General features: G+C 45.4%; 26 protein-coding genes. 15 read left to right on the top strand and 11 right to left on the bottom strand.

Features of this window, described 5'->3' with window-relative positions; genetic code table 11:
• Positions 1–1,791 (bottom strand): alpha/beta hydrolase, encoded by a 1,791-nt coding sequence (locus AZI87_RS10215; RefSeq protein WP_063206431.1) that lies wholly within the window; start codon positions 1,789–1,791, stop codon positions 1–3.
• Between the two features lie 217 nt (positions 1,792–2,008).
• Here AZI87_RS10215 and AZI87_RS10220 point away from each other — a divergent pair, with 217 nt between their 5' ends.
• The 5 genes from AZI87_RS10220 to AZI87_RS10240 all read left to right on the top strand — a co-directional run bounded on the left by AZI87_RS10220 (position 2,009) and on the right by AZI87_RS10240 (position 7,231).
• On the top strand, positions 2,009–3,316 hold the full coding sequence (locus AZI87_RS10220) for a hypothetical protein (protein ID WP_063206432.1): 1,308 nt from the start codon (positions 2,009–2,011) through the stop codon (positions 3,314–3,316).
• Between the two features lies 1 nt (position 3,317).
• Positions 3,318–4,457: a metallophosphoesterase gene (locus AZI87_RS10225; protein ID WP_063206433.1), complete on the top strand. Its 1,140-nt coding sequence runs from the start codon at positions 3,318–3,320 to the stop codon at positions 4,455–4,457.
• 40 nt (positions 4,458–4,497) lie between these two features.
• On the top strand, positions 4,498–5,715 hold the full coding sequence (locus tag AZI87_RS10230) for a hypothetical protein (RefSeq protein ID WP_063206434.1): 1,218 nt from the start codon (positions 4,498–4,500) through the stop codon (positions 5,713–5,715).
• Between the two features lie 37 nt (positions 5,716–5,752).
• A complete protein-coding gene (locus tag AZI87_RS10235; protein WP_063206435.1) occupies positions 5,753–6,688 on the top strand; it encodes a diguanylate cyclase in 936 nt (311 codons plus the stop codon).
• A gap of 159 nt (positions 6,689–6,847) precedes the next feature.
• Entirely contained in the window at positions 6,848–7,231 is a 384-nt protein-coding gene (locus tag AZI87_RS10240; protein ID WP_063206436.1) for a hypothetical protein, read from the top strand.
• Positions 7,232–7,305: 74 nt separating this feature from the next.
• Here the strand turns inward: AZI87_RS10240 and AZI87_RS10245 are convergent, their stop codons facing one another.
• The gene (locus AZI87_RS10245; RefSeq protein ID WP_063206437.1) at positions 7,306–8,052 is read right to left on the bottom strand and encodes a hypothetical protein; all 747 of its coding nucleotides are present in this window, start codon (positions 8,050–8,052) and stop codon (positions 7,306–7,308) included.
• Between the two features lie 328 nt (positions 8,053–8,380).
• On the opposite strand from AZI87_RS10245, the gene AZI87_RS10250 reads away from it, so the two are divergent.
• From AZI87_RS10250 to AZI87_RS10260, 3 genes are read left to right on the top strand one after another with little or no spacing between them, the layout of a single operon-like run.
• Positions 8,381–9,001 carry an RNA polymerase sigma factor gene (locus AZI87_RS10250; protein WP_063206438.1) on the top strand — a complete coding sequence of 207 codons (621 nt, stop codon included), beginning with the start codon at positions 8,381–8,383 and terminating at the stop codon, positions 8,999–9,001.
• A 3-nt stretch (positions 9,002–9,004) separates the two neighbouring features.
• Positions 9,005–9,475 (top strand): hypothetical protein, encoded by a 471-nt coding sequence (locus AZI87_RS10255; RefSeq protein ID WP_063206439.1) that lies wholly within the window; start codon positions 9,005–9,007, stop codon positions 9,473–9,475.
• 23 nt (positions 9,476–9,498) lie between these two features.
• The gene (locus AZI87_RS10260) at positions 9,499–9,981 is read left to right on the top strand and encodes a hypothetical protein (protein WP_063206660.1); all 483 of its coding nucleotides are present in this window, start codon (positions 9,499–9,501) and stop codon (positions 9,979–9,981) included.
• On the opposite strand, the gene AZI87_RS10265 is transcribed toward AZI87_RS10260, so the two are convergent.
• The 6 genes from AZI87_RS10265 to AZI87_RS10290 form a co-directional block, all read right to left on the bottom strand.
• The gene (locus AZI87_RS10265) at positions 9,982–10,269 is read right to left on the bottom strand and encodes a hypothetical protein (protein WP_063206440.1); all 288 of its coding nucleotides are present in this window, start codon (positions 10,267–10,269) and stop codon (positions 9,982–9,984) included.
• Positions 10,270–10,460: 191 nt separating this feature from the next.
• Positions 10,461–10,640: a hypothetical protein gene (locus AZI87_RS10270; RefSeq protein WP_063206441.1), complete on the bottom strand. Its 180-nt coding sequence runs from the start codon at positions 10,638–10,640 to the stop codon at positions 10,461–10,463.
• Positions 10,641–10,719: 79 nt separating this feature from the next.
• Entirely contained in the window at positions 10,720–11,445 is a 726-nt protein-coding gene (locus AZI87_RS10275; RefSeq protein ID WP_063206442.1) for a hypothetical protein, read from the bottom strand.
• Positions 11,446–11,520: 75 nt separating this feature from the next.
• On the bottom strand, positions 11,521–12,522 hold the full coding sequence (locus tag AZI87_RS10280; protein ID WP_063206443.1) for an aminopeptidase: 1,002 nt from the start codon (positions 12,520–12,522) through the stop codon (positions 11,521–11,523).
• A gap of 47 nt (positions 12,523–12,569) precedes the next feature.
• Positions 12,570–13,139 (bottom strand): outer membrane beta-barrel protein, encoded by a 570-nt coding sequence (locus tag AZI87_RS10285; RefSeq protein ID WP_063206444.1) that lies wholly within the window; start codon positions 13,137–13,139, stop codon positions 12,570–12,572.
• Between the two features lie 98 nt (positions 13,140–13,237).
• Entirely contained in the window at positions 13,238–14,122 is an 885-nt protein-coding gene (locus AZI87_RS10290; RefSeq protein ID WP_063206445.1) for a cell envelope integrity protein TolA, read from the bottom strand.
• Positions 14,123–14,212: 90 nt separating this feature from the next.
• Between AZI87_RS10290 and AZI87_RS10295 the strand changes: the two genes are divergently transcribed.
• The 6 genes from AZI87_RS10295 (at position 14,213) to AZI87_RS10320 (ending at position 18,404) form a co-directional block, all read left to right on the top strand.
• Positions 14,213–14,722, top strand: a complete 510-nt coding sequence (locus AZI87_RS10295; RefSeq protein WP_063206446.1) for a PilZ domain-containing protein — start codon at positions 14,213–14,215, stop codon at positions 14,720–14,722.
• Positions 14,723–14,836: 114 nt separating this feature from the next.
• Entirely contained in the window at positions 14,837–16,159 is a 1,323-nt protein-coding gene (locus AZI87_RS10300; RefSeq protein WP_063206447.1) for a PhoH family protein, read from the top strand.
• A gap of 12 nt (positions 16,160–16,171) precedes the next feature.
• Positions 16,172–16,588 (top strand): MaoC family dehydratase, encoded by a 417-nt coding sequence (locus AZI87_RS10305; RefSeq protein ID WP_063206448.1) that lies wholly within the window; start codon positions 16,172–16,174, stop codon positions 16,586–16,588.
• A gap of 15 nt (positions 16,589–16,603) precedes the next feature.
• Positions 16,604–17,026: a BLUF domain-containing protein gene (locus AZI87_RS10310; protein ID WP_063206449.1), complete on the top strand. Its 423-nt coding sequence runs from the start codon at positions 16,604–16,606 to the stop codon at positions 17,024–17,026.
• A 19-nt stretch (positions 17,027–17,045) separates the two neighbouring features.
• Positions 17,046–17,477 (top strand): DoxX family protein, encoded by a 432-nt coding sequence (locus tag AZI87_RS10315; protein WP_172795513.1) that lies wholly within the window; start codon positions 17,046–17,048, stop codon positions 17,475–17,477.
• Positions 17,478–17,738: 261 nt separating this feature from the next.
• Positions 17,739–18,404, top strand: a complete 666-nt coding sequence (locus AZI87_RS10320; RefSeq protein ID WP_063206450.1) for a KGG domain-containing protein — start codon at positions 17,739–17,741, stop codon at positions 18,402–18,404.
• A 51-nt stretch (positions 18,405–18,455) separates the two neighbouring features.
• Here the strand turns inward: AZI87_RS10320 and lipB are convergent, their stop codons facing one another.
• Positions 18,456–19,103 (bottom strand): lipoyl(octanoyl) transferase LipB, encoded by a 648-nt coding sequence (gene lipB, locus AZI87_RS10325; RefSeq protein WP_253696652.1) that lies wholly within the window; start codon positions 19,101–19,103, stop codon positions 18,456–18,458.
• 180 nt (positions 19,104–19,283) lie between these two features.
• On the opposite strand from lipB, the gene AZI87_RS10330 reads away from it, so the two are divergent.
• Positions 19,284–20,903, top strand: coding sequence for a hypothetical protein (locus AZI87_RS10330; protein ID WP_063206451.1), 1,620 nt, complete (start codon positions 19,284–19,286; stop codon positions 20,901–20,903).
• Positions 20,904–20,951: 48 nt separating this feature from the next.
• Here the strand turns inward: AZI87_RS10330 and AZI87_RS10335 are convergent, their stop codons facing one another.
• Together AZI87_RS10335 and AZI87_RS10340 are read right to left on the bottom strand one after the other, a co-directional pair.
• Positions 20,952–22,352, bottom strand: a complete 1,401-nt coding sequence (locus AZI87_RS10335) for a lytic transglycosylase domain-containing protein (RefSeq protein WP_172795514.1) — start codon at positions 22,350–22,352, stop codon at positions 20,952–20,954.
• 274 nt (positions 22,353–22,626) lie between these two features.
• Positions 22,627–23,538 carry a DUF72 domain-containing protein gene (locus tag AZI87_RS10340; protein ID WP_063206453.1) on the bottom strand — a complete coding sequence of 304 codons (912 nt, stop codon included), beginning with the start codon at positions 23,536–23,538 and terminating at the stop codon, positions 22,627–22,629.
• Positions 23,539–23,553: the final 15 nt, after the last annotated feature.

Genomic DNA, 23,553 nt, shown 5'->3' on the forward strand with positions numbered 1-23,553 from the left:
TCACGCAATACGAAGCTTGCGGGTTTCGACACCAGAAATACCGGAATGTTGTTTTAAAAATTCAATCAGTTCAGGAAAAACTTCGTTATGGCAATACTGCCCCATGAAGATATCCTGATGACCGTAGTTGGTAAACTCTTTATAGGACACCTTTGAAGCATTTTTCGTCTGACTTAAAATTTCATACGTCGTTTTATTTGAGTTCGGGAAAATATGGTTTTCCGCTCCCGAAATCAGCAGGGTCGGAGGCATGTCTCGTTTCTTCATCTCTTCCAAATAGTTGGTTTTTGAATCGAATGAAATCGAAGCTTTCGCTAACAGCATTTTGCGAATGTGCTTGTGGTAGTGAAAGCTTGTGCCGCCAAATAAATCCATTAAACGTCGATGTGTAACAGGGTGAATATTGCGATGATTGAAAGCCGCAGGGAAGCCCCATCCCCACATAAAGCTCACCATATGACAAGCGGGCTCTTTGCATTCACGGCGCAAACTGCGCTCCATCCAGTACAGCCAGCGACCCAAAGCGCGGCCGGGATGATAGGGAATTTTCGGAGACACATAGGGATATCCCAGAACTTGTCCTAAGATTTCGGGCCCCACCATCATCTTGGCCATCGCTTGCCAAGGAACCATTGGAGTCAACGAAACACTATTCGCCACGATGCTCGCAATATTTTTTACGTATCCTGCGGCGTAAGAGGCCATGAAAGACAGAGATCCTACACAGTGAGCTATCACGTGGATCTTCACATCGTTGCCGCATGATTCGCGAATGAAATCCACCGCGCGCGGAATGTCGTATTTCGCCACATCATCAATCGTGTAACGATGCGGAGTCATATTGTAAGTGAATCTTCCACTTCCGCGCCAATCCAGGGACCACACGTCGGAATATCCAGAAGCGTGAAGTTGATTCACTAAGTTTTGGTGCTCAGGCATGATAAACATGTCTGTCGAAGTCGTGAGGCCGTGGAGCAGCAAAACCACATTCTTAGACTCTTGATGTTTAAATCTTTGCACGGAAATTGTCAGGCCATCGCGAGTGTCAAGAGGATGAAGAGTCTTTTCACCTAGGGCGACACCTTGAGTGGTGTGCATAGGGTATTGGTGCTCATTCCAGCGAGCCGAAGTCGTGGTGAAGATGAAGGGAGCGTAGCTTTCCCAAAGAGTGTCAGTGAAAGCCTTGAAGTATTTCATCAAAGCTTCTTTTTCTTGCAGGAAGGAGGAAGCGTTGGTTTTAAAACTTTTCATTTGAGTTAAGAAGTCACTCAGTGAAATACGTAAACTTCCGATAGCGTGCACTTCTTTATCGCTGTAATTATCAAAGGGAGAATGCCCTTCCCAAAGATAATAGTACAAAGTCGTCGTTTGGTTCCATAACTCGGAAAGATCTTCTTTTAAGATGGCTTTGTAACCAAAAAAGGTCCATTTCTTCCCTTCACGGTCGGTTAGAAAAAGAGTGTAGTGCATCTCTTTAACTGTATCGAAATGTGGACTGGCGGCTGGCAATGTGAATAGTTGAAAATAACCTTTTTCAATGCGCAGTTCTTCGCGAAATCGGAAATCGGTGATTCTGCCATACATCTGGGAGGGCGTGCTGTGATCGTCCAAGAACTTGTCCAGATTGGGCACTTTGATCGTCACCGTAAACTCAAATGGCTGCTTATCAAAGCGATCATTTTCAATCAAAAAATCAGAATGTGAAAGGGGTTTGCCTGGTGACAAGACAAACTTTTTTGGGACTACGAATCCCGACATTCTCTCGGTGAATTCGACAGAAAGTGACGTCATAAATATCCTTTGTTTATATAAACAGTATGGTGTTTCGGCTCCTATGTAAACGCGACTGGGACTTATGATCGGTGGCCAACTCACCTTGTTTTCGGCCACAGGAAGAAGGACGGGGGCGTCTTAAAATGAGACTTTCAAGACCTTCATCCTGATATGGGAGCGACTCTGTTTTATTCTTAAAGGGGACCAGGAAAAATTCCGATATTTCCCTATAGATATGAGCAAAAAGAAAAAGAAATCTTCAGCCGCGGAAAACCTTATTGAGTCCTTGATGGATGATCTTAAGGATATTCAGGCCGATTCTTCGTATCATGCGGGGCAATCGGAGGATGATTTTTCTGGTCTGCCAACGTTGGAAGATGAAGCTCACCGCGTGGAAAATACCAGCGCGGGAAATAATCTGTGGGACAACTTAGAAAAAGGTTTAGAGAAAGATCTTGATGCCTCTGAGTTTACCGGGGGTGCAGAAGCCTCTTCTGAAGAAGAAGTTCCCGTAGAAGATTTCGATATGCCCGAAGGCTTTGGTGATTTGCCACCTTCTGAGCGTTTTATGGTCAATGGGGCTCCTACCGCTGAGGAAGAACGCTATCAAGGCCCTTCTGCGGGTGGGGGATACCAGTCTTCCGATGAATTGTTTTCTCCTCCGACGCCGGACCTCTCGTCTGACGATTCATCTTCAGAAGATGAATCTACTCGTCCGGTCTTTAGTGGTCAGGCCAGTGGTGGTGAAGACAAAACGGTTTCCATTCAGCAAGATTTCAATGTGACATCTTCGGTCGCGTCGACAAACTCTGACGCCGATAAAACTGTGGCTGTTGATGGCTTTGCCAATGCTCGTTTGGGTGCGCGCAAGTCTGCCGATGTGGATGTCAAAGTCAGCGTAGGTAATTTCCGCGGAAGCCGTGGCTCTGCCAACGTAATGACTTCTGTGGATGCCAGCTTAGCTCAGGCCGAGAACCTAAAGCTGGCGCAACAACGCATTCTTGAACTTGAAAAAGAAGTAGAACATCTTCGTGGCGATAATGAAGAATTGGCTTCGGCTGGTGAAATCATTCGTTCTCGCACAGATGAACTGACAGTTCGCATTACGGCTTTAGAAAAAGAAAAAGCCGAGATTCAAGAATCCGCGCAAAGTGAAATTCTTATTTTAAAAGGCAATCTTCAGTACAAAGAAAACGAAGTTGCCAAGGCGCGTATTAAAGTTGAAGAACTGGAAACTAGACTTAAATCTGACTTTAAAAAGATCCGCGTTCGCGAACGAGAACTTGAAAACCGTCTGGAACTGCTGCGGGCAGAGAAGTCGGCTCTTGTTCGGTCCAAAGATGAGTATATTTTAGAACAGAAAAGAAAGATTGATCAGCTCTCTCAGGAACTCGATAATTACCGTAAGAAATGTCTTGAGCTTAACAAGACTATCGAGGCCAACCAAGATCAGGTCAAACGTACAGAGCGTGCTCTGCGTTTAGCCTTGACGAACTTGGAAGCTAAAGAGGAAAGTGCCGTTCCACTGAAGAAAGCTGAGTAGTATGGAATCTGCTTCCCCAGAAGAGAGCAACGAGACCGCCGTCGCGGTGAAACCCGCTCCTATTAAAAAAATCAAAGTGATTGTGAGCGACCTCCATCTGGGGAAAGGTCGTCTATTGGAACAAGGCGGAATCAACTCTTTAGAAGAGTTCTACTATGGGGAAAAGTTGGTGGAGTTCATCCATTACTATTCTTCGGGTGTGTATCGCGATTACGAAGTGGAACTTATCATAAATGGGGATTTTCTTAACTTTCTGCAGTGTGATTACAAGGGACATTTTCTTTCGGTCATCACAGAATCCGTCACTCTGGAAATTTTAAAAGAGATCGTTAAAGGCCACGAAAACGTTTTTAAAGCGTTGGCTGAATTTGCCTCTAAGCCGAACAACACCGTAACGTACATCGTGGGAAATCACGATCAAGGTATGCTGTGGCCTGCGTGTCGTGCTTACTTAAACCAAGTGATTGGCACGCCTATCCGTTATAAAAACATCGTGTACTTCTTTGATGGCGTGCATATTGAGCATGGTCATATGCATGAAGCCGCAAACCGTATGGACCCCAAAAAGTTTTTCCTGAAGAAAGACCTGGTGGAGCCCATTTTGAATCTGCCTTTTGGTTCCCACTTTTTTTTGGAAGTGGTGTTAAAGATCAAACAACATTATCCGCACGTGGATAAAATCCGCCCGTTTGGAAAAATGGTGCGCTGGTCTTTGATGAATGAAACCAAAACCATGATTCGCGCGTTTTTCATGGCGCTTTTTTATTTTGCCAAAAGTGCTTTCATCAAGGATCCACGTCGTCACTATCCGTTGAAGCGCATTATCAAAGTCATTGCGGAAAGTGCGATCTTTCCTGATTTAAGTGAATCGGCGCGTAAAATTCTTCACGATGACCGCGTGCACACTGTTGTTTTTGGCCACACCCATGTTTACCAATACCGCCAGTGGTCCGAGAATAAAGAATATTTTAACTCGGGAACATGGACGGAGATCACATCTTTGGATATTGTGTCTCTTGGTAAAATCACAAAGCTTACTTATGTACTGATTGAGTACCCTGAAGACGGTGGTCGCCCTCGCGGTCGCTTAAAAGAGTGGAAGGGTTATCATCGTATCGAAGAAGACGTTGCGATTTCTTAGAGGCCAACTATACTGGCCTCTCTTACAATGAGGCGGACGTATGTTGGAAATAGTTCAAGCTGGTCATAAACTCGATGATTCCATCCTGCAAAAGTGCCAGGAATCTCTAAAAATCTTTTTACACCGGAAGGACATTGGCTTCCCTCAATTGGTCGAGCGCATTCCTTTGTGGCAGCAATCTCACAAAGTCGGTCAAGAATTCAGCCGCCGCTTTAAACAGTTGGTAGTTGTCGGTCTTGGTGGAAGCTCACTAGGCAATCGTGTATTGGCTGAAGTCTTCCGCGCGAAGAACATGTTCTTCGTCGACAACGTCGATGCTTTGGAATTTGAAACTTTGATGGAGGAACTGGGTGATCTGAAAGAGGTCGGTTGGGTTTTCATTTCTAAAAGTGGAACGACAATTGAATCTTTATGCTCTCTTGAATTCATCGATCAGATATACAAGCAAGAAAATCTAAATCTGGCTTCTCAAAGTGTTGTTATCTCTGAAAGCAAAGACAATACGCTTGTTCAATGGGCTAAAAAGAATGACATTCCAATGTGTGAAATCCCCGTAGACGTTGGGGGACGTTTTTCTGTTTTATCACCTGTTGGAATGATGCCCGCAGCTTATCTTGGATTGGATCTTGAAAAGTTTCGCGTGGGCGCGATGCGTGCTTTGCAAGACACGGCCCTTGTCACTCAGACAATGGCGCAAGTGGCGCAAAGTTATAAGCGTGAAGAGTGGATCACTCTTTTGTGGTTCTATGGTTCACGTTTAAAAAACTTCGGAGCTTGGTTTCAGCAATTGTGGGCGGAGTCTTTAGGCAAAGCGCACGGTCGGGATGGTGGTCCCGCAGCTCGTGCCAGCACTCCGATGTCCGCAGTGGGAGCTTCTGATCAGCACTCCATCTTGCAACAAGTGATGGAAGGTCATCGCGATAAGTTTGTGATCTTCATGCGCATCGAAGAAGCGGAAGCAGGATCGCAGCGTTTGAAAAAAGCACAGTTCAATGAAACCAAGGATCTTGAAGGTCGCACGATGGGTGAGCTCTTGAGGGCAGAAGCTTTGGCCACACAAGAGGCACTTACTCAGAACGGAGTGTCGACATTGACTCTTAAGACGAAGGTCTTAGACGAACATACGTTAGGTTACATGTTCATGTTCTGGGAACTCGTTGTTGCCGGCCTGGGTGAATACTTGCAGATCGACGCCTTCAACCAACCAGGTGTAGAGCTAGGCAAGAGACTAGCGAAAGAGAAATTGAAGAAAGCTTGATTGTCATCAGTCGTAGAGGAGACTTATACTTTCCTCTATGGCTCACAACGATGATTCTTCCAATGACAACTTAGAAAAAACCAGTATTGTCGCCAGTGACACTTTCCGTGGTCGTCTGAAAGAGGCCGACGAAGTTCCACCGGCGATTGTTGTTTTGATTGGTCCTCCTGGATACGTGGGGAAGCAATATCCTATCACCGCGAACGATATCGTGATCGGCCGCTCGGTGGAAAGCCAAGTTTATATCGACGATAAAAGTTTAAGTCGTTCCCATGCCAAATTTGCTGTCAATGGCAGTGAAGTGTCGGTGATTGACTTGGGTTCTACAAATAAAACCATCGTGAATGGTCAAGTCATCCCGCCATTGGCTTCATGTCTTTTAAAAAATAACGACCAAATTAAAACCGGCAATGTCATCTTCAAATTCCTTGAAAAAGGAAGCATCGAAGCGATGACAAATGCGGCTATGTACGAGCGCGCTCAAAAAGACGCTTTAACAGGCGCGCATTCTAAAGGAGCCCTTCTTGAAAAGGGACCCGAGGCGATGAAACGGGCTGAAGTTTTAAACGAGCCGTTGAGCCTTGTGACATTCGATATTGATCACTTTAAGAAAATCAATGATAACTACGGTCATCCCGGTGGGGACCACGTTCTTAAAGAGTTGTGCCGGATTGTCATCACTAAATTAATTCGCTCTAATGACTTTTTCGCTCGTTATGGTGGAGAGGAATTCGTTCTTCTTCTCTCTGGTTCTCCGTCAAAGACAGCCGGTGAGGTGGGAGAGCGTATTCGCCAAACAATTGAAGCTCATGAGTTCGTTTTTGAAAATAAAAAGATTCCTGTCACAATTTCCGTGGGCGTAGCCACAAAATTACCGCAAGAAACTGAGTGGACTCAGATCTACGACCGCGCAGATAAGGCTCTCTATCAGTCGAAGCAGGGTGGACGTAACCGGGTCACGATTGCTCCATAAATTTCCGCGAAAAAGCCTCCAATTCGGAGGCTTTTTACTTTGACCCAATGCGGGTACAAAAAATGGCGCTCTTTTGAAAGAACCTCCTGGGAAGAGAATTCTCTTACCGTCTGAGGCAAGATTTGTTAAGACTTCTTCCGAAACATTCGGAGGAATGCCATGAAACTTAGCGCTGCTCTTATCACTCTTTTGACTGCGTTTTCAGCTCAAGCTCAAACACCGGTAGTTCATGCAGTTTGCACAGGAAAAATTGATGATATCCAAGTTGTGTTTGAAATCCGTGACACTTATGCCGTCACTTTAAAGCAAGGCCTTTTGACTATCGGCGAAGATACAATCAGCCTGCACTGTCGTGACAGCAAGAAATCAAAGCTGGCCGATAAAACTTCCGTATATCAGTGTAAAGAGTCTCGCAAAGGCGACGGTAAACTTCTTGTGGAAGTTGAGCGCGGAGTCACAGGTCATTTGATCGCGAACATCCAACGCGAACAAATCTACCCAATGCCACCAGCATCCTTGGGTTCTTTGCTTTGTCTTGAATAATTATTTGAATCAGAAATGAGTTTTGATTCCTATGTGTGTTGGGCCTCTGAAAAGAGGCCCTTTTTTTGCCCAGATTATTTTTCTTCAATCAGGCTTAGCACAGTCCAACGTAAGGGAATACCGAAGGCGAACTCTTTAAAGTCTTCGCGGCTGACGGGACGAACTAAGTTCCCAGAGCCGGCTTGAAGCCAACTGTAGCGTGTCGGACTTTCTGGATCGATCACACCAATCAGTCCTTTTTCTTTATCTGCAAAAACCTTCAGGACGAAATGGTTTCCTCGTACGGGAGGGTTGTCATTAAGCATGTCATCAGGAAAAGGGATGTCTCGTCTCGGAGGAAAGCGTCCCCCGCGGCCTGCAGGACTTTGTGGGCGAATTTCAGTATAGTTCAACATCAAGATCTGAACTTTGTCTGACCAAACTTCATCGATATTAAAATTCGTGCGGCCTTTGATAACGAAGTCTCGCTTGATATTCAATTTAGTATCAAGAATCTTTAAAAAGCGAACCAAGTCCGTTTCAAGCAATCCGCGATTGATCTCTATATAATGAGGGCGCAGCGCTTCTCCGGTTTCTTTAATAAGCTCTACCAACTCCTCTTTAGAAAATGTTTGTGCCTGAAGCTGCAACCAGTTCGCGGCACTGGTAGGACCACATAAAGAGCTCGATTGGTTAGCCGGAATCACGCCGCGATCATAAAAAAGTTCATCTTTTTGATCGAGCATAAGGTGGCGAAGTGCACCTTCTTCCGGAAGAGCTTGAGCTAGTGACGCCGACCCCCAAAAGAACACTGCGGTTAGTAAAAGTCCGATATTTTTCATGAGCGCAGTTTTAACAGACTTCCACTATTTCCCACAGAGGGCCCCGGTCCTTTCAGAAATCTTTCCAGTGTCGTCGTGTTCCTAGACCAAGGCCCGGACCCATAAGTTTTGCTAATGCGTGTTATAACAAAATGCGTAATTCCTAAATTATTTCATATATTTAGAGCCATTTTGACCACCTTTCTTCGGCATCAACGTTGCATTAACGAAACAGTGTAGGCAGCGCGGGTTTGGGGGCGAATTTACCGCGAGCTGAGGGGGGCCAGGCGGCTTCACTGGGAAAAAAATTCAGAACGTTAACCGAATTTAGACAGAAGCGAGTCAAAGTATGGAGAGAGATCTTTTAGTATCGGATCTTGAACTGGTTGAAAAAGTAAAGTCTGGTGACAGACGCTCTTTTTCCGAACTCGTGAAACGACATCAAAGAAGTGTGCTGCGACTGAGTTTGAGGTTTGTGAAGGACATGGACACGGCGGAAGATGTGACGCAAGAAGCGTTCATCAAAGCTTACGAGAAGCTGAACTCTTTCGAGGGCAGAGCTTCTTTTAAAAGCTGGTTGTTTCAGATTGCTGTGAATACAGCACGAAACAAAATCCGCGAGTGGAAAAGGGATACCGTCGACATAGATGATGTGCAGCTGGCAGTGGATGCTGAAGCTGAAACAACTCTGGTTCACACGGCGGTGGCTGACATCCTTCAGCAAGAGGTGGAGAAATTACCCTTCAAACAAAAAACAGCGTTGGTCCTTCGTGTTTACGAAGACCTTAGCTTTAACGAGATTGCCGATATTATGGAGTGTCCTTACGACACTGCGAAGGCGAATTACCGCCACGCTCTCCTTAAACTTCGTCAAACTTTTGAGCAAAAAGCAGAGCTCAAAAATTGGACGGAAGAAGTAGGTGGTTTCTTTATGGAAGTGAATCAAAGATTTGCGGAAGCAGAAGGATAATCAATGGATCGTATGGATCGATTAGATAAAGTTCGAAAAGGACTTAAGAAAGCCGATGATCTTGAACTCCCGATGAATGAAGATTTCTTCAATCGTCTGCACGACAAGATCATGGCCGAGGTCGAGGAGACGGCCATCGCGCCAGCTCCGGTGTTGATGACACCACGAAATCTTTTGCGCTCTCACTGGAGAGGATGGCTTTATCCGGCAGGCGGTGTAACATCTCTTTTTATTTTGGCGTCACTCTTGTTGACTCAGGTGTCAAAAGTTAACCAGTCCATGCAACGTGTTGGATTATTGAGCGATGGTCATGAAAGAATTGTAGCTGAGGCCTTGTTGTCCCCAGAAGACTTGTCCCAGACTTTAATCAGCACTCAGAGCGAATCTGATTTTTATATGGACGTAGCTCGCGAATCATTCGAAAATTTATCAGGATCTAAATTCAATAAAATTATGGGTGAAAGCGGACGCTAATCACCCATTGTCGGGTGATTAAAGTGCGTTTGATTTTTCTTTTCACTATTTCAGTTTTGTTTTCCACGTCGTTGGTTTCCGCTGCGTCTGCGGCGGAAAAGCGCAATCAGTTGGAAGAGTTGCTTATTTGGAAAATGAGTGACGAATTAAAGCTGACTCCGGTGGAAGAAAAAAAGTTCACCGACATCGTTAAAAGCCTGAATCAAAAAAAAGCCGACCTCAATCACGAGTTGCAAGCTTCTGTCGAAAAAATGCAGAAAGCAACATCCGCAAAATTTAAAGAGGATGAACTTTCAAAGTATCGTAAAACTTTGCAAAGTTACGGACGTGTGGGGGAAGAAGAGTTTGATAAATTGAAACCGCTTCTAGGTTCCGAGCGTATGGCTCAGTATTTGGTAATCAAGCAGGATTTAACAAACAGAATCAAGTCCATGCTGGCAAATCCTGAAAGCAATGGCAAAGGAAGCAAATCGCTTCCTTCACCAAAACTTATCGAAGAAAAATAATTAGTTGCAGTCAGAGTAGTTTTTGCCTGAACGGATGCAAGCTTCAAACTCAGAACGATCTGGGCCCGCTGCTTTTGCGCACAATTGGATAGCGTCAGCGTAATTGATGCCGTTGTTCTGTCTGATGATTTCAGAAACGTTGCAAGTCGCTTCACCCAAACGGCAAAGCTGAGTTGCTAGTTCACGGTTACCGTGAGTCTTTTGCATCATTTCAGAGACACAGTTAGAAGCTGCGTTTGCAGCAGAAAAAGAAAGTACAACAGCTACCATAGTGATTAGTTGTTTCATGGGTTTCTCCTTTAGATGCCGCCTGGGTATCAAGGAGAAAAAATGATGTCTATGTGGAAAATCGTAATATTCGGACTCGTGGAACACTTTAAAGGTAAAACAGAAGTTTATTAGGTCTGGGAAATGTTTCGCCTTTTACGGCGGAACACTTCCCATGACATTATCTCAGAAAATTTCGTGGAACAGCTTTGCTAAGGAGCTTGTTCTTCGGAATCGTCTTCAACACTTCCTTGGAACTGTTGATCGCTTTTTTGGCTACCAGGCTGCTGTTGTTGTTGGCCTTGGTTGCGTGACTCTTTTTCCAAGTTTTGTTCTTTAGAAGGGATTTTCGAAGACTGCTGGTTCTGTTGGTTCATGTTTTGGTTAGCCATATATCACCTCCTACGGTTGATCTGTCTCTATTGTACTCAATACAACTGCCAGGAGGCGATGGTGTGTGAACAATCAGTGTTAATTCTGCAATCCTGTGCGAATTAAAACTAGATCCGCTGACTTTTTAGCTAGCTCCAGCATCTGCTCCTTGTACAAAGTCGCGACTTTATCAGGACCAAGTTTCAGCGCCTCCGCACAAGTCTTACCGGTGTTAAATGATAAGTCTTCCGGAGTGATATTCACGCTGGCTTCCAATTCTTTCGTTTTCACGTTCCAAAGCTGTGCACGAACCAGGGTGTAGCCCTGCAGGTCACCTTTGATATTTGCGGTGGATTGACAGAAGAAACCAAAGCCTGCGCGATAGTTGGTATAGGATTCGAGAGATGTCGGATGCACAACGAAAAGATATTTGGCTCCCTGCTTTTCTGCTTCGGTACCAAGATACTCTTGAAGGGCTTGATAACGATTGCCCAGGTAAATGTCTTTCAGCTGAGCCCCGGTTTCTTTGCCAGTTTTAATGACCACCGGGTCCACGTTCAGTGCGAAGACTTTTTTGTTTTTATCTTTCAAACCATTCTGAATTTCCGCCGCGACACTTTGGTTCAAGGACCATGAACTGATGTTGGCGGACATTTCTTTATTGGCGTTCTTATTTGTACCCACATATTTCACGGGAAGAGTTTCGTCAAAAAGTGCAACGACACCGACGTCATTCAATTTCTGCAAACGCGTCTCAGGTTTTGGTGTGGTCGTGCAGGAAAAAAGAAGTGCGGATGCGCAACAAAGAATAACTAACTTCATCATTTGAATCCTCCGGAAACTTTGAAAGAGGATACGAATTTTTAAAGACGAAGTCATCGTCAGGAAAAAACAACTAGGCTATTTTGCGCCGCTCAGGTTGTGAATTAAATCTTTCAAACCTTGGTTTGGATCTTTTGATTTTTCTAAGGATTTACATGTTTCAATGAAGCGAGAGTAATTCGAGCCCACGAGTTCATAGAGCTTTTCAAATTCGCTTAAGTCTTGCATATACGTTTTATAAACAAGCAGACGGGCGTTGTTCAACTTCAGTTCAGGGAACTTTGCGTAGTTGTCTGTCAGCAACTGAGGCTGAACTTCTTTGACGAATTTTTCTTGTATTTCATGGATGCGTTTTAAACGTAGCGTTTCGTTGCGTTCAGAGGACGGCAGATTTTTATACCAAGTTTCTAAGTTTTTTAATTCGGCAGATATAAACTTCGAGAACGTCTTACTGTCAGAGTTTTCATTTTGAATTTCTTTGAGCGTCGGAGAGTCCGAGCCTTCACGCTTCAGATAAAACTGTTCGGCACCTTTGTTACCCAAGAAGGTGGCGAGGCGCTCATTGAAGTCCGCAGAATTTTTAATATACAAGGTCGCATGCACAGTTTCATGGATGATCGTGTTCACCAAGGTGTAATCATCGTAGCGAAGCATAGAGCTTAATATAGGGTCGTTAAACCATCCCAGTGTGCTATAGGCTGAAACACCGCGCATATAAGTGTCGAGATCTTCTTTTTGCATTTCTTTTTCAAGATCTTGAGCATCGGCTTCATTGAAGAAACCTTTGTAAGGCATCTTACCCATGAACGGGTAAGACCACTGGTAATGTTTTAATTCCCAGCGGGGAGCCGCACTGACAACATAAGTGACATAGGGTCGGCCCAATTCAACGTAAGAAGTATAGTTTTTAGTCGCCGTCAGGTGAAGTTCTTGCTCTGCAAACAAGCGGGCTTCTTGTGCTAATCGCAGTTTCTGCTTTTTATTTTCCTCAAGCTGAGGATCTTTGAGGGCTTCATCCAAAGGAACCCGACTGCTGAGCAGTTGCATTTGCCCCATGCCGGATTTCATCAGATAACCCATCTGGCATCCGGTAAGGCTTATGAGAAGAGTGGCTAAGATCAGTACTTTTAAAGCACCCAAGTGATGCCTGCACGAACTGAAGAGTCATCCGTCTGCATGCCACCACCAATCGGCGTCTTCCAGACGTCATAGCTCAACTTAATTCCGAAGGTCTCTGTCATTTGAATTTTTAAACCCGCACCGTAACTCGGAACCGTCGCATTTTCGGGTTCGATAGTATAAGAGTCCTGTCCTTCGATTTTAACTTCTTGGAAGCGACTGATCTGTGCGCCGCCGCCCTTGATGTAGGGTTGGAACAAGGATTTTTTATCAGCAAACACTAAGATAAGATCCGCACCCATGATTTGGGATTTCTGTGTCGTCGTACGTTGAGGATCCGAAGAGTTTGCTTTTTCCTCACGCAAGCCGCGCGCATCTGTGTAACTCAGCTCCAGGGCCAGACGCTCTAGAAAATAAATCGAAACAGAGCCGGTGATAGATTCAGAATCAAAGGAGTTGTTTTCATCAAAAGTAGTCGTTTTTCTTCCGTAAGAAAGACCCAATTCCGTATAAAGAGCATGGGCAGGGGAGGACATAAACAAAACGGCCAAAACACAGATAGAAAATATTTTTTTCATATCTTTCATTCTAGCAAGGACTGTGGCGAGTGACAGAAATTTAAGACCGCGGCTGGACTAAAGCAGACTAGACTTCAACTTTTGTATAGTGAAGCGGTCTAATTTCTATTCACGAGAACCGGGGGAGCGTAGTTCACGGTGAAAGAAAATTTGATATGGATAAAACCATCTTCCTGCACCATTTCGGGCGGAGGATTAGGGAAGACCTTTGCATCACGGAAAGCATTTACGGCCGCAGCATCAAACGCTGGGATGCCGGAGCTTTTCATAATCAACGACTGACGAAGATATCCGTTTTTATCCAGAAGAAACTCGATATGGGTGACCCAATTGCGGTTTCCCGCATTTACTAAGGTCAGTCGATCAAATCTATCGATAGCCTGTTGCACGCGGGTTTCCCAACGATAGCGGACCAGTTCTTCCATACGTGCATAAAAAGTATAGAACAAGTAACGATCGGTATTGAGAGCCGTGAAAGATCCTATCTTCATTTCGTTCGGCATTGTTTCACCGATCGTCGACATGCCTTCGTTGAAGCGATTCATCTCTTGCAAGTCTTTACTGATGTCGACTTCTTTGAAGCCATCTTTATCCATGCTTGGCTGAGACTCGGCAGGACGTGGCCTTTGAGGTGCGGCAGGTGTGGGTTTTTTGGGCTCGGCAACCGCGGCTTGGTTGCTACGATTTGTGGTCATGCCGGACTGAGCCGCACGTGTTTCTTCCTTCACTCGCTGTTTTTGTTCGGAAAGAAATTTTGCCAAAGTATCGTCTTCCGGAAGCTTCATTTTTTCAGGCACGATGGCTTGCCGCACGATTTGCTGCTCTTTGGGCTTTAGCGCCTGCATGATCTGCGCTTCTGGCGTCAGCTCCACTTCGATAGTTTCCGCCTCAGGCAACTGAAATTTCGGTGCAATCCAAATCACGGTCCCCATCAAGAGGCAGTGAACTAAAATGCTAATAAAGACGGCGCGAATAACAGGCATGTCTCAATATAAGACGAAACTGGACCTTGGTGCAAGACGGCTAAAGTTGAAACATATTTTACCGATAAGAAATGAGTCACAGGGGGAAAAATGGGTAAGGTTCTCGATATTACGCCGCGCCTAAGAGGTCAAAATTCTTTAGAAAATACAAAATTCGAAGCGCGTGCTGAGGTCCTTGATATTACTGAGGCTCGTCAAGAAATTCTGAGCCGTGATCGTCGTGATGTAAAACGTACGATTCTGACTGAGTTCGTGGGGGCTTTCGTAGTCCTTCCTGAAAAAGGTCTTTTAAAAGCAGCTTTGTACGATATCTCTGAAAACGGGATGGCGTTTGATTTGGAACTGACAGAAGGCGGCTTCTCTCAAGGAGATGAAGTGGCTATGCGTGTGTACTTGAATCATTCGACTTATTTCCCATTCACGATTCGTGTAACAAACAGTCGTGCGATCGAAGATGAAGGTGTTGTTCGTCACGGTGCTAATTTCGTTAAAGGCACGATGAACGATGTCGCACTTCATCATTTTGTGAAGTTCATCGAAAACGTCAGCGCTAGTCTGAAAACTGATTCCGGGGACGTTCTCGTTTCCCACATCTCTTAATTTAATCACGCGGCCCTTTTCCGTAGACTTTAGTCCTGCAATTTGTTGCAATTTAGACAGTAGAAGTTCTGCTGTCTGAATTGCAGAATTTCTCAGGACTATAACTACGGAGGGATGTCCTTGAGTAAAGCTAAACGCAGAAAAATTGTTGTCGACACGAATGTCATTCTTTTCGATGCTCAGGCTATCCTGCGATTCGGCGAGGCCGATGTACATATTCCCATCTCTGTTATCGAAGAGGTGGATAAGTTTAAAAGAGACCAAGGTGAAAACGGACGTAATGCCCGTCAATTCAGCCGCTTTATCGACGTGCTTCGCGCGAAGGGTTCCTTAGCGAGTGGCGTGCAGATCGATAATTCCGAAACCATGGTTTACATCAATACGGATTTGATGTTGGCGGGGATGCCTTCGGAATTAGATCACCAAAAAGCGGACAACCGTATTTTGAATACGGCGCTGGCTTTGCAAAAACAACATCCACGTTACAAAGTGGAGTTGATTTCTAAAGATATCAATCTTCGTATCAAAGCGGACGTTTACGGTGTTGTCGCAAAAGACTATGAAACAAATGACATCAATCGCGACGACCTTTACGAAGGTTATCAAGAGATCATGGTGACTCCAGATCAGATCGATGCTTTCTACAAAGAAAAACGTTTCGTCACAGACGTGAAGCTTTACGCGAACCAATACGTGATCATGAAGGATTCAGCGAATCCAAATCACTCGGCGATCGGTCGTTACAGCAATAATGAAAAAGCCATTGTGCCTCTTGTTCAGGCAGCGGATTCTATCTGGGGTATTCACGCGCGCAATGTAGAGCAAGCTTTTGCTTTGGATTGTTTGTTGAACGATGAAATCATGTTTATCTCGCTTGTCGGTAAAGCCGGTACGGGTAAAACTTTGATGGCGATTGCTGCGGGTCTTCATAAGACTCTGGATCAAGGTCAATTTCAGAGATTACTCGTATCTCGCCCCATTTTCCCTATGGGACGTGACATCGGTTATTTGCCAGGTGACATCGAGCAAAAATTAAATCCCTGGATGCAGCCAATCTTTGATAACGTTGAATTTTTGATGGGTGCGGACAAAAAAGCAGCGGGTCGCGCGCAAGAGCTTATTAATCAGGGCATGCTGAATATTGAGCCTTTGACTTACATTCGCGGTCGCAGCATTCCGAAGCAATACCTCATTGTTGACGAAGCACAAAACTTGACTCCGCATGAAATCAAGACGATCGTTACGCGTGCCGGCCGAGGGACGAAAGTAGTTCTTACGGGCGACGTTTACCAGATCGATAACCCTTACGTGGATTCAGCGAACAGCGGTCTTACGTATGCCGTCGAGAGATTCAAAGGCCAACCTATCGCGGCCCATGTCACTCTGACGAAAGGTGAAAGATCTGAGCTCGCAGAGCTGGCAGCGAATATTTTGTAGGAGTTTTTTAAGATGACTGATACGGCGACTTCGATTGATGTAGGATACACAGCTTCCATTACTGTTCAGGTGACTGACAAAATGGTGCAGCAATTTGCGGATCTTTCAGGAGACCGCAATCCTATTCACTTGGATGATGACTATGCTTCAAAAAGCAGATTCGGTCGCCGTATTGCTCACGGTATGATCGTCGGGGCTCTGATTTCCAGAGCTCTTGTTGATGGCATCGGTGGCGGCGGTATTTATCTAGGTCAGTCTTTGAAATTCGTAAATCCTGTCTTCATCGATGATACGATTGTGATCACTATTAAAATCACGGGCATTCGCAAAGAAAAAGGCATCGCCACTGTTGAAACAAACGCGGCGAAACTGAATGGCGACGTGGTGGTAAAGGGTGAAGCCGTCATCATGATGAGCCGCCCTGCCTAACAGATAAAGGAACTAATGGGACCTGTATTCCAACTGGTTTATTTAAGTCAGGCTGCCGAGGATATCAGCTATTCTGATATTCAGGATATTCTCGAAGTCTCACGCATCAATAACGAGATGGAAGAGGTCACAGGAGTTCTTATTTTTCGCGATGGCTATTTCTTGCAGCTTCTTGAAGGCCGCGAACAAGACGTCAAAAAAGTTCTAAGTAAAATTCTGATGGACGATCGCAATCATACTATCCGCGTTCTTATTGAAACAACGGCGGCCGAGCGTCTGTTCGAAAAATGGTCTATGGCTTTTTATGACGGAGATATTTCTCACAACGAAACTGCGGACTTGGTTGAACTTTTCAACACCTGTCTGACAGGCAGCCGTCGTACCGTTATTATTCCTATGCTTAAAAAGTTCCAGGCCTCAGCGCCAGAACCTCAATAATCATCAAAGGACGACAACAATGAAAAACTTTATGATGCGACTTCTTGCCGCTAAAAACTACAATACAAATTTAGACGACGTGGCTTTAGCCATCCTGCGTGTCTTCATCGGATTGACGATGGCGTTTTCTCACGGCTTAGGAAAACTTCCCCCGAATGAAATGTTGATCGGCGGAGTTGCTGGGATGGGCTTCCCGGCACCAGAACTTTTTGCATGGCTAGCAGCTTTAGCTGAATTCGCCGGCGGACTTTTGCTTGCAGTAGGTCTTCTGACTCGTCCTGCAGCTTTAACCGTCATCATCACCATGTTAGTAGCGGTCTTCGGCGTCCACGCGGCAGACTCTTTCCAGCAAAAAGAAATGGCTTTGCTCTACCTTTTCACCGCTCTCTTCTTCCTACTTCACGGTGCCGGCCGCTGGTCTCTAGACCACTTCATCACCAAGAAAAAATAAAAGGTGCCTGCTTCTTTTTTGTAATCCAGCGCGCCAATCAAAATTTTTTAAACGAATTTTTGATTTTAAAAAAACTGTATTTTTCTTCACAAGACGGATGTCCCACGGGACTCCGTCTTTTTGCTTTTTAATGATGTTTCAGGGCATTTTCCGAACCGATTTCCTGATTCTTAGACCTCTGCCTTTTCACTTTACGACATCTGCTTCAAGGTTGTTGGACCGAGAACAACTTTCGGTCTGTGAATAATCAAGGAGGGTGTAATGGCATCTAGATCATCAAGCAGCCCAGGATCTTCAAAGCGAGGATTTGCGGCGATGGATCCAGAAGAACAAAGAAGGATTTCTGCCATGGGAGGACGAGCAAGTCATGGCGGAGGTCGTGGCCGTCGCGAAGAAGACAGCTACGAAGAGTCGGACCGTAGCAGCCGTGGTGGAGGCCGCAGCGAGCGTGGCTTCGCGGCGATGGACCGAGAAGAACAAAGAAGAATTTCTTCAATGGGCGGACGGGCAAGTCACGGTGGCGGCCGTGGTCGAAGCGAAAACTATGAAGAAGATCGCGGAAGTCGCGGTCAGGGTCGCAGCAATCGTGGCTTCGCGGCCATGGATCGTGAAGAACAAAGAAGAATTTCTTCAATGGGCGGACGGGCAAGTCACGGTGGCGGTCGCAGTCGCAGCGAAGACTATGACGACGATCGCGGAGGTCGCGGTCAAGGTCGCAGCAATCGCGGTTTCGCATCGATGGACCCTGAGGAACAAAGACGCATATCTTCGATGGGCGGACGCGCTAGTCAAGGCGGCCGAGAACGTGATTGGGACGACGACTATGATGAAGATCGTTACTCGACTCAGTCGGACTGGGATGAAGATGACGACATGGATTCCGACGAAGATTACGGAAGAGACCACCGTTCCTCGAATTACTATTAATTATATAGCCATGTTTTCCGGGAAGGTTCGACCGGGGGCCTTCCCTTTTCTCTATAAAATATCCAGAAGTTTTAATTTCAATTTCTCTTTAAAATCGTCCAAATTTATAGGCCGTTTCAAAAGCTCTTCAAGACTGATCATCGTTTCAGGTGGGAAACCACAAGGATTCAAACCTTGAAACGCTTGAGAATCGTACGTCATGTTAATAGCGGCACCGTGAAAGCTCACCCATTGGCGAATACCCACGCCGACCGAAGCCACTTTTTTATTGCCGCTCCATACGCCGGTATCGTCCGTGAGCGAACGACCCTCTACGTTTTCAAGACCATAGGATTTCAGAACTTCGACAATGCCTTCTTCAAAAATACGTAGGAAAGGAGCGATGTCGCGTTCTTTGCGACCTTTGCGCATCTGGTTTAAATTCACAATGGGATAGATCACAAGTTGGCTTGGGCCATGATAAGTCGCGCGTCCGCCGCGAGTGACTTCGACTTGCAATCCATTCCAAGCAAAGACATCGCCGGGTTTTGTAGAGCGGCCTAAAGTCACTACGGGAGGATGAGTGCAAAAAACAAGAAAGCCCGGAAGATTTTCTTTTGAAACCTTCTCTACCAAAGCCAATTGTTTTTTTAGGGCGTCTTCATAGTTGATAAGACCCCAATCTTGAAACTGCAAAACCGACATACCTTTTTGTGCCATTGATCGGAAACATTGTCATGCACTTCGATGAAAAGGGCTGGTTTCTTTGAAGTGAAAAAAAATTGGACAGCAATGTTTTTGGGTATGTAAACGCATTAGTCACAAAAATTTCAAAATGAGATTCGTTTGAAATGACGCCACACTTGCTTTCAAAATGGAAATCAGGAGAGGGAGTATCTCATGAAGAATCTAGGATTGATCGTCGTTCTGCTAGGAGCTATCGCACTGACAGGATGTCTTGAAAACGGCGGAGGCACGGAAGCTCCCTCAAATAACAACAACGGCGATTTTTCTGTGATCACTGAGCCACCACCCGAAGAACCCGATAGTGGCACCGGTGGCGGAAGCACCGGCGGAGGCGACAATGGTGGAACTGTGCCCCAGCCGAGCGCACCGAATGGTTTTGATATCAACAAAGGCGAAGTCTTGACGGCATCGAATAATTTGTTGCTCGACTTCTATCCTCCTTTTACCAGTGCTTACACAAAAGTGTCAGAAGATGAAACTTGTTCTTCAGGAACTTTCGCAAGCTTCGTAGGCAGCCGCTACCACTTAAGCTCCAAAACAAATCAAAGTGTTCCGCTGAGTGTTCAGTTTCGCGATCACGATGGCCGAACAAGTGTTTGTTACGTGCGCAGAATTTTCATCGATCAGGCGGGGCCTGAGATTGTTTTTGCAAAATATCCTTCAGCGCCTGTTGAAGAAGGAACCGATGTTGAAGTGGTCTTTTCTGTCACTGATCCGGGTGCAGGTGTCCAAAGTGTGACATGCATGGTGGGTGCGGTGTCTAAGCCTTGTGCGGCGGGTACGAATAAAATCGTATTTCCAAAACTTGCTGGCGGCGAATACACCTTGAAAGTCTCAGCAACAGACAAGTTTAATCAGTCTTCAGAAAAGTCCGTCACATTCACGGTCACTTCTTTGTACAAACAAATGGTGCAAAACGTGAAGGTGAACGAGTACCAAAAAGTCGATATCTTATTCGTGATCGACAACTCGGGCTCTATGGAATATGAACAAAAAAGCATGGCGTCTCGCGTTCGCAACTTCCTGGATGTCGTTAAAGGATTGGATTGGCAGATCGCCGTTACGACGACAGATCCATCGAATTCAACATTAGGAGACGGACGCTTGGTGCCTATCTATGGTCAGACAAACAACTACATTTTGAACTCTTCGATGAGCGACACGGTGGCACGAAATGCTCTGGGCATGACTTTGCAACGACCTGAAACGGGAAGTGGCGATGAACAAGGAATTTATGCTGCTTACCGCGCGATCGAAAGATCTTTGGCTTCAACGGCAACCAATAAAAATTTCATTCGCTCGGACTCGCAACTGGCAGTTGTCTTGATCTCAGACGAAGATGAATCCGCGAATGGAGCTAAGAACGACCCAGCGAATTTCGTGAAGTATGTGCAAACGGCTTTCAACGGTCAAAAAAGCGTGAGCTTTCATTCGATCATTGCTCGTCCTGACGATAAAGCGTGCTTGAGTGGTGAAGGCTATTCCGCAGGTTACCGCTACGAACAGATTTCAAAACTGACAGGGGGTGTGATTGGTGATGTGTGCGCAACAGACTATGCAGCGCAAGTCCAAGGGATCGCTGAAGGTGTGCGCCAGACACTTAAATCCATCACCCTGTCATGTGCTCCAGTGATTGACAGCATGAGATCCTTATTGGTTTTAAAAGATGGACAAGTTTATAACGGAGCTCGCACGATCAATGGTGTGAACGTGGTTTTCAACGATATGTTGCCTAAAGGCGATTACGAAGTTTATTACTCTTGCTTGAAATAGATCGAAATATTTCAGCACGTCGCGGGAAAAGGGCCTGAGAAGGCCCTTTTAGTTTTTGCTGATTGCAGATGTAGATTCAAAGTCGTCGTTCTGAGTGATTTTAGTGTCTTCATCGGCGCGAGTGTCTTTAGTCAGAAGGCTTTTTAAAACCAGACGCGCCGGAGTATCCACCATCAAGCTAAAGCCTGAGGGAATGGCGACATTTCGGTCCAAAGCTTTTTTAAGGTCCGGATTGTACATAACAAAGTCTTCTTTAGCTAATCCACTGCGACGAAGAAGTTCCTTCGCGGAAATAGCGCGAGCCAATTTTACCGTGTGTAAATCCAAAGTCTTTTCATACTGAAGATCTTTATAGATTTGTTCGTGGTACTTTTCTGCATAAAGAGCCGCCAAGAACTCACAATAGAAGTTAGAAGAGGCAAAATCAAAGGTCTTCGATTGATAGTTTGCAATAATAACACCTAAATCTTCGCTTTCCGCGGCCTTCGCCGCACGACGAATGCCAGATGGCCCGTGATTCCACGCCGTAATAGCCATAGGCCAAGAGCGTTTTAAAATCATATGATTTTCTTTTAGCAAGCGCGCGGCCGCGTCCGTAGCTTTGAACGGAGAATTTCTTTCATCAATATGATCATTCACCGTCATAAAGCTCTTACCAGTGTAATCCATAAATTGCCAGATGCCCGAAGCGCCGACTTTACTAACCGCATGACGATTGAAGCTGCTTTCCACGAAAGGAATGCGTGTAAGTTCAACCGGAAGCTTGTGATTGCGGAAGATTTCTTCCATACCACTTAAGTACAAAGGACTGACTTCGACACCTTCAGCAAAGAAGTTCTTTTGGCCCGTTTGCGAGCGAATATTTTTAAGTGCATCCTGAGCATTTTCTTGCAAAGAGCCTTCGACATTTTCAAAAGCTTTGGCAATAGCGACTTGATACGGGTTTTCGTCATCAACGTCTTGCCCATCAGCTAAGGACTTCATCGCTTGTTTAATCTTCTTAATTTCCTCATCAACAAAATCGTCCGCTTTCATATTGCGCATCCAGCGGGCCTTAGGAGTCTCGGCATTAATGATGTGAGAAATATCAATCACTTTAAACACAATCCACGGATACATCGCGTGGTGGACGACCTTTTTGTTCGAGTCATAGCGAGTGTAAATATCAAACCAAAACCCGACGCGATCACGTAGGTTTGCAGGGATTGAGAACTCGTCAGAGATGCGGTTCTGATAGTCATTCAGAATTTCTTCGCGATGATAGACCACTTCCGGATCATGTGAAAAGACGACGCCGTCCAAGATCATTTTCTGGATCTTTTTGATTTGCGCGACAACGACCGGGAAGCTAGCGGAGTTAAAAAGAGCAATCACCAAAGTCATCATCACGAGTGAACCCAGCACGTTGCGGGTGCTTCTTTTTGAGACGGCATTGATAATTTTCTTCATGTTTTCAAGGGTCTTCATGCCTTTGGTAAAGAGCAAGAGTGATGCTAGGTAGACAGCCTTCGTAAGCCCGTTAATTACAGCTCAGGAAGCTTCACTGTCTAAGAGTTCATCACTGACAACAATTTCGGCGCAAGTCGTATAAGAGTTCGTCTTTTATTGAAACTTTAGGGAGTCAAAATGTACCGATATTCAGGCTCTTAAATAGATTTTGAATTTTCCGCTCGACAGCTCTTGGTGTGCTCGGTGGATATGGAGGCTTAAATTTTAGCAGCAATTATAAATTTAGCTCCGGTGGCCGCCTGGGAGAATCTTCTTTAGAAGCTTTTTTTCCCAGCATTCGCATTAAGGATTGAGCATCAAACGGAGCGCGCACTTTGATGTCGTTGTCGAAATAAACGAAAGCGTCCCGTTTTCTTTCGGTCGCGGGCTTGTCGCTGATAGAAAGCGCATTTGCAGGCTCTTTGCCTTCGGTCCATAGTTTCAATCGATCGGCCCACCAGCGCAGTGTCGCATCGTCATATCCACTGGCATAGAGCTCTTCGGGGCCGTGCAGTCGCAAGTACACAAAGTCACTTGTTAGATCTTCCATGTAAGGCCATGTTCCCGCTGTATCTGCAAATACCAAGGCAACATTGTACTTTCGTAAAAGGTCGATGAAGGCGGGATTTTCAAATGAGTGATGGCGGACCTCAATAGCGTGACGAAGTTTCTTCTTTATATTTTTAAACGGTCGTGGATATCGTTTCCCGTAACGCGGTGATGATTCGGAGAGCGTCACGGCCTCAGAGAATGTCGTCGGTAAAAGTTTAAAGAAATTTTCCAGACGTTCTTCATCGAAAAGAAAATTCGGTGGGAACTGCCATAAGAAGGCACCCAACTTTTCTTGCAGATACAATACACCCGTTGCAAAAAAGTTCGCTAAGGGCTCTTCGATATCCTTGAGACGGCGAATGTGAGTGATGTAGCGCGGACCTTTCACCGAAAAAACAAAGTCTTTGGGAGTCGTCACAAACCACTTCTGATAAGATTCGGGACTTTGCGAAGAGTAAAACGAACCGTTTATTTCGATAGAAGAAACCTGGCGACTTGCATAGTGCAACTCTTGCTTCTGCGGAAGGTCTTCAGGATAGAATATTTTGCGCCAGGGTGGATAGAGCCAGCCTGAAATGCCGATTCGTATTTCCATACTTCTACGTTAGCA

The sequence above is a fragment of the Bdellovibrio bacteriovorus genome, assembly GCF_001592745.1.
Classification (GTDB): domain Bacteria; phylum Bdellovibrionota; class Bdellovibrionia; order Bdellovibrionales; family Bdellovibrionaceae; genus Bdellovibrio; species Bdellovibrio bacteriovorus_B.

Coding starts and splice junctions, on each gene's coding strand:
- AZI87_RS10270 (WP_063206441.1), bottom strand. CDS start 10,640: ATGGCTAACCAAAACATGAACCAACAGAACCAGCAGTCTTCGAAAATC.
- AZI87_RS10280 (WP_063206443.1), bottom strand. CDS start 12,522: ATGGGTTATCTGATGAAATCCGGCATGGGGCAAATGCAACTGCTCAGC.
- AZI87_RS10320 (WP_063206450.1), top strand. CDS start 17,739: ATGGCATCTAGATCATCAAGCAGCCCAGGATCTTCAAAGCGAGGATTT.
- AZI87_RS10220 (WP_063206432.1), top strand. CDS start 2,009: ATGAGCAAAAAGAAAAAGAAATCTTCAGCCGCGGAAAACCTTATTGAG.
- AZI87_RS10315 (WP_172795513.1), top strand. CDS start 17,046: ATGAAAAACTTTATGATGCGACTTCTTGCCGCTAAAAACTACAATACA.
- AZI87_RS10305 (WP_063206448.1), top strand. CDS start 16,172: ATGACTGATACGGCGACTTCGATTGATGTAGGATACACAGCTTCCATT.
- AZI87_RS10225 (WP_063206433.1), top strand. CDS start 3,318: ATGGAATCTGCTTCCCCAGAAGAGAGCAACGAGACCGCCGTCGCGGTG.
- lipB (WP_253696652.1), bottom strand. CDS start 19,103: ATGGCACAAAAAGGTATGTCGGTTTTGCAGTTTCAAGATTGGGGTCTT.
- AZI87_RS10330 (WP_063206451.1), top strand. CDS start 19,284: ATGAAGAATCTAGGATTGATCGTCGTTCTGCTAGGAGCTATCGCACTG.
- AZI87_RS10335 (WP_172795514.1), bottom strand. CDS start 22,352: ATGAAGAAAATTATCAATGCCGTCTCAAAAAGAAGCACCCGCAACGTG.
- AZI87_RS10255 (WP_063206439.1), top strand. CDS start 9,005: ATGGATCGTATGGATCGATTAGATAAAGTTCGAAAAGGACTTAAGAAA.
- AZI87_RS10295 (WP_063206446.1), top strand. CDS start 14,213: ATGGGTAAGGTTCTCGATATTACGCCGCGCCTAAGAGGTCAAAATTCT.
- AZI87_RS10290 (WP_063206445.1), bottom strand. CDS start 14,122: ATGCCTGTTATTCGCGCCGTCTTTATTAGCATTTTAGTTCACTGCCTC.
- AZI87_RS10300 (WP_063206447.1), top strand. CDS start 14,837: ATGTCCTTGAGTAAAGCTAAACGCAGAAAAATTGTTGTCGACACGAAT.
- AZI87_RS10240 (WP_063206436.1), top strand. CDS start 6,848: ATGAAACTTAGCGCTGCTCTTATCACTCTTTTGACTGCGTTTTCAGCT.
- AZI87_RS10310 (WP_063206449.1), top strand. CDS start 16,604: ATGGGACCTGTATTCCAACTGGTTTATTTAAGTCAGGCTGCCGAGGAT.
- AZI87_RS10285 (WP_063206444.1), bottom strand. CDS start 13,139: ATGAAAAAAATATTTTCTATCTGTGTTTTGGCCGTTTTGTTTATGTCC.
- AZI87_RS10250 (WP_063206438.1), top strand. CDS start 8,381: ATGGAGAGAGATCTTTTAGTATCGGATCTTGAACTGGTTGAAAAAGTA.
- AZI87_RS10230 (WP_063206434.1), top strand. CDS start 4,498: ATGTTGGAAATAGTTCAAGCTGGTCATAAACTCGATGATTCCATCCTG.
- AZI87_RS10265 (WP_063206440.1), bottom strand. CDS start 10,269: ATGAAACAACTAATCACTATGGTAGCTGTTGTACTTTCTTTTTCTGCT.
- AZI87_RS10245 (WP_063206437.1), bottom strand. CDS start 8,052: ATGAAAAATATCGGACTTTTACTAACCGCAGTGTTCTTTTGGGGGTCG.
- AZI87_RS10215 (WP_063206431.1), bottom strand. CDS start 1,791: ATGACGTCACTTTCTGTCGAATTCACCGAGAGAATGTCGGGATTCGTA.
- AZI87_RS10340 (WP_063206453.1), bottom strand. CDS start 23,538: ATGGAAATACGAATCGGCATTTCAGGCTGGCTCTATCCACCCTGGCGC.
- AZI87_RS10275 (WP_063206442.1), bottom strand. CDS start 11,445: ATGATGAAGTTAGTTATTCTTTGTTGCGCATCCGCACTTCTTTTTTCC.
- AZI87_RS10235 (WP_063206435.1), top strand. CDS start 5,753: ATGGCTCACAACGATGATTCTTCCAATGACAACTTAGAAAAAACCAGT.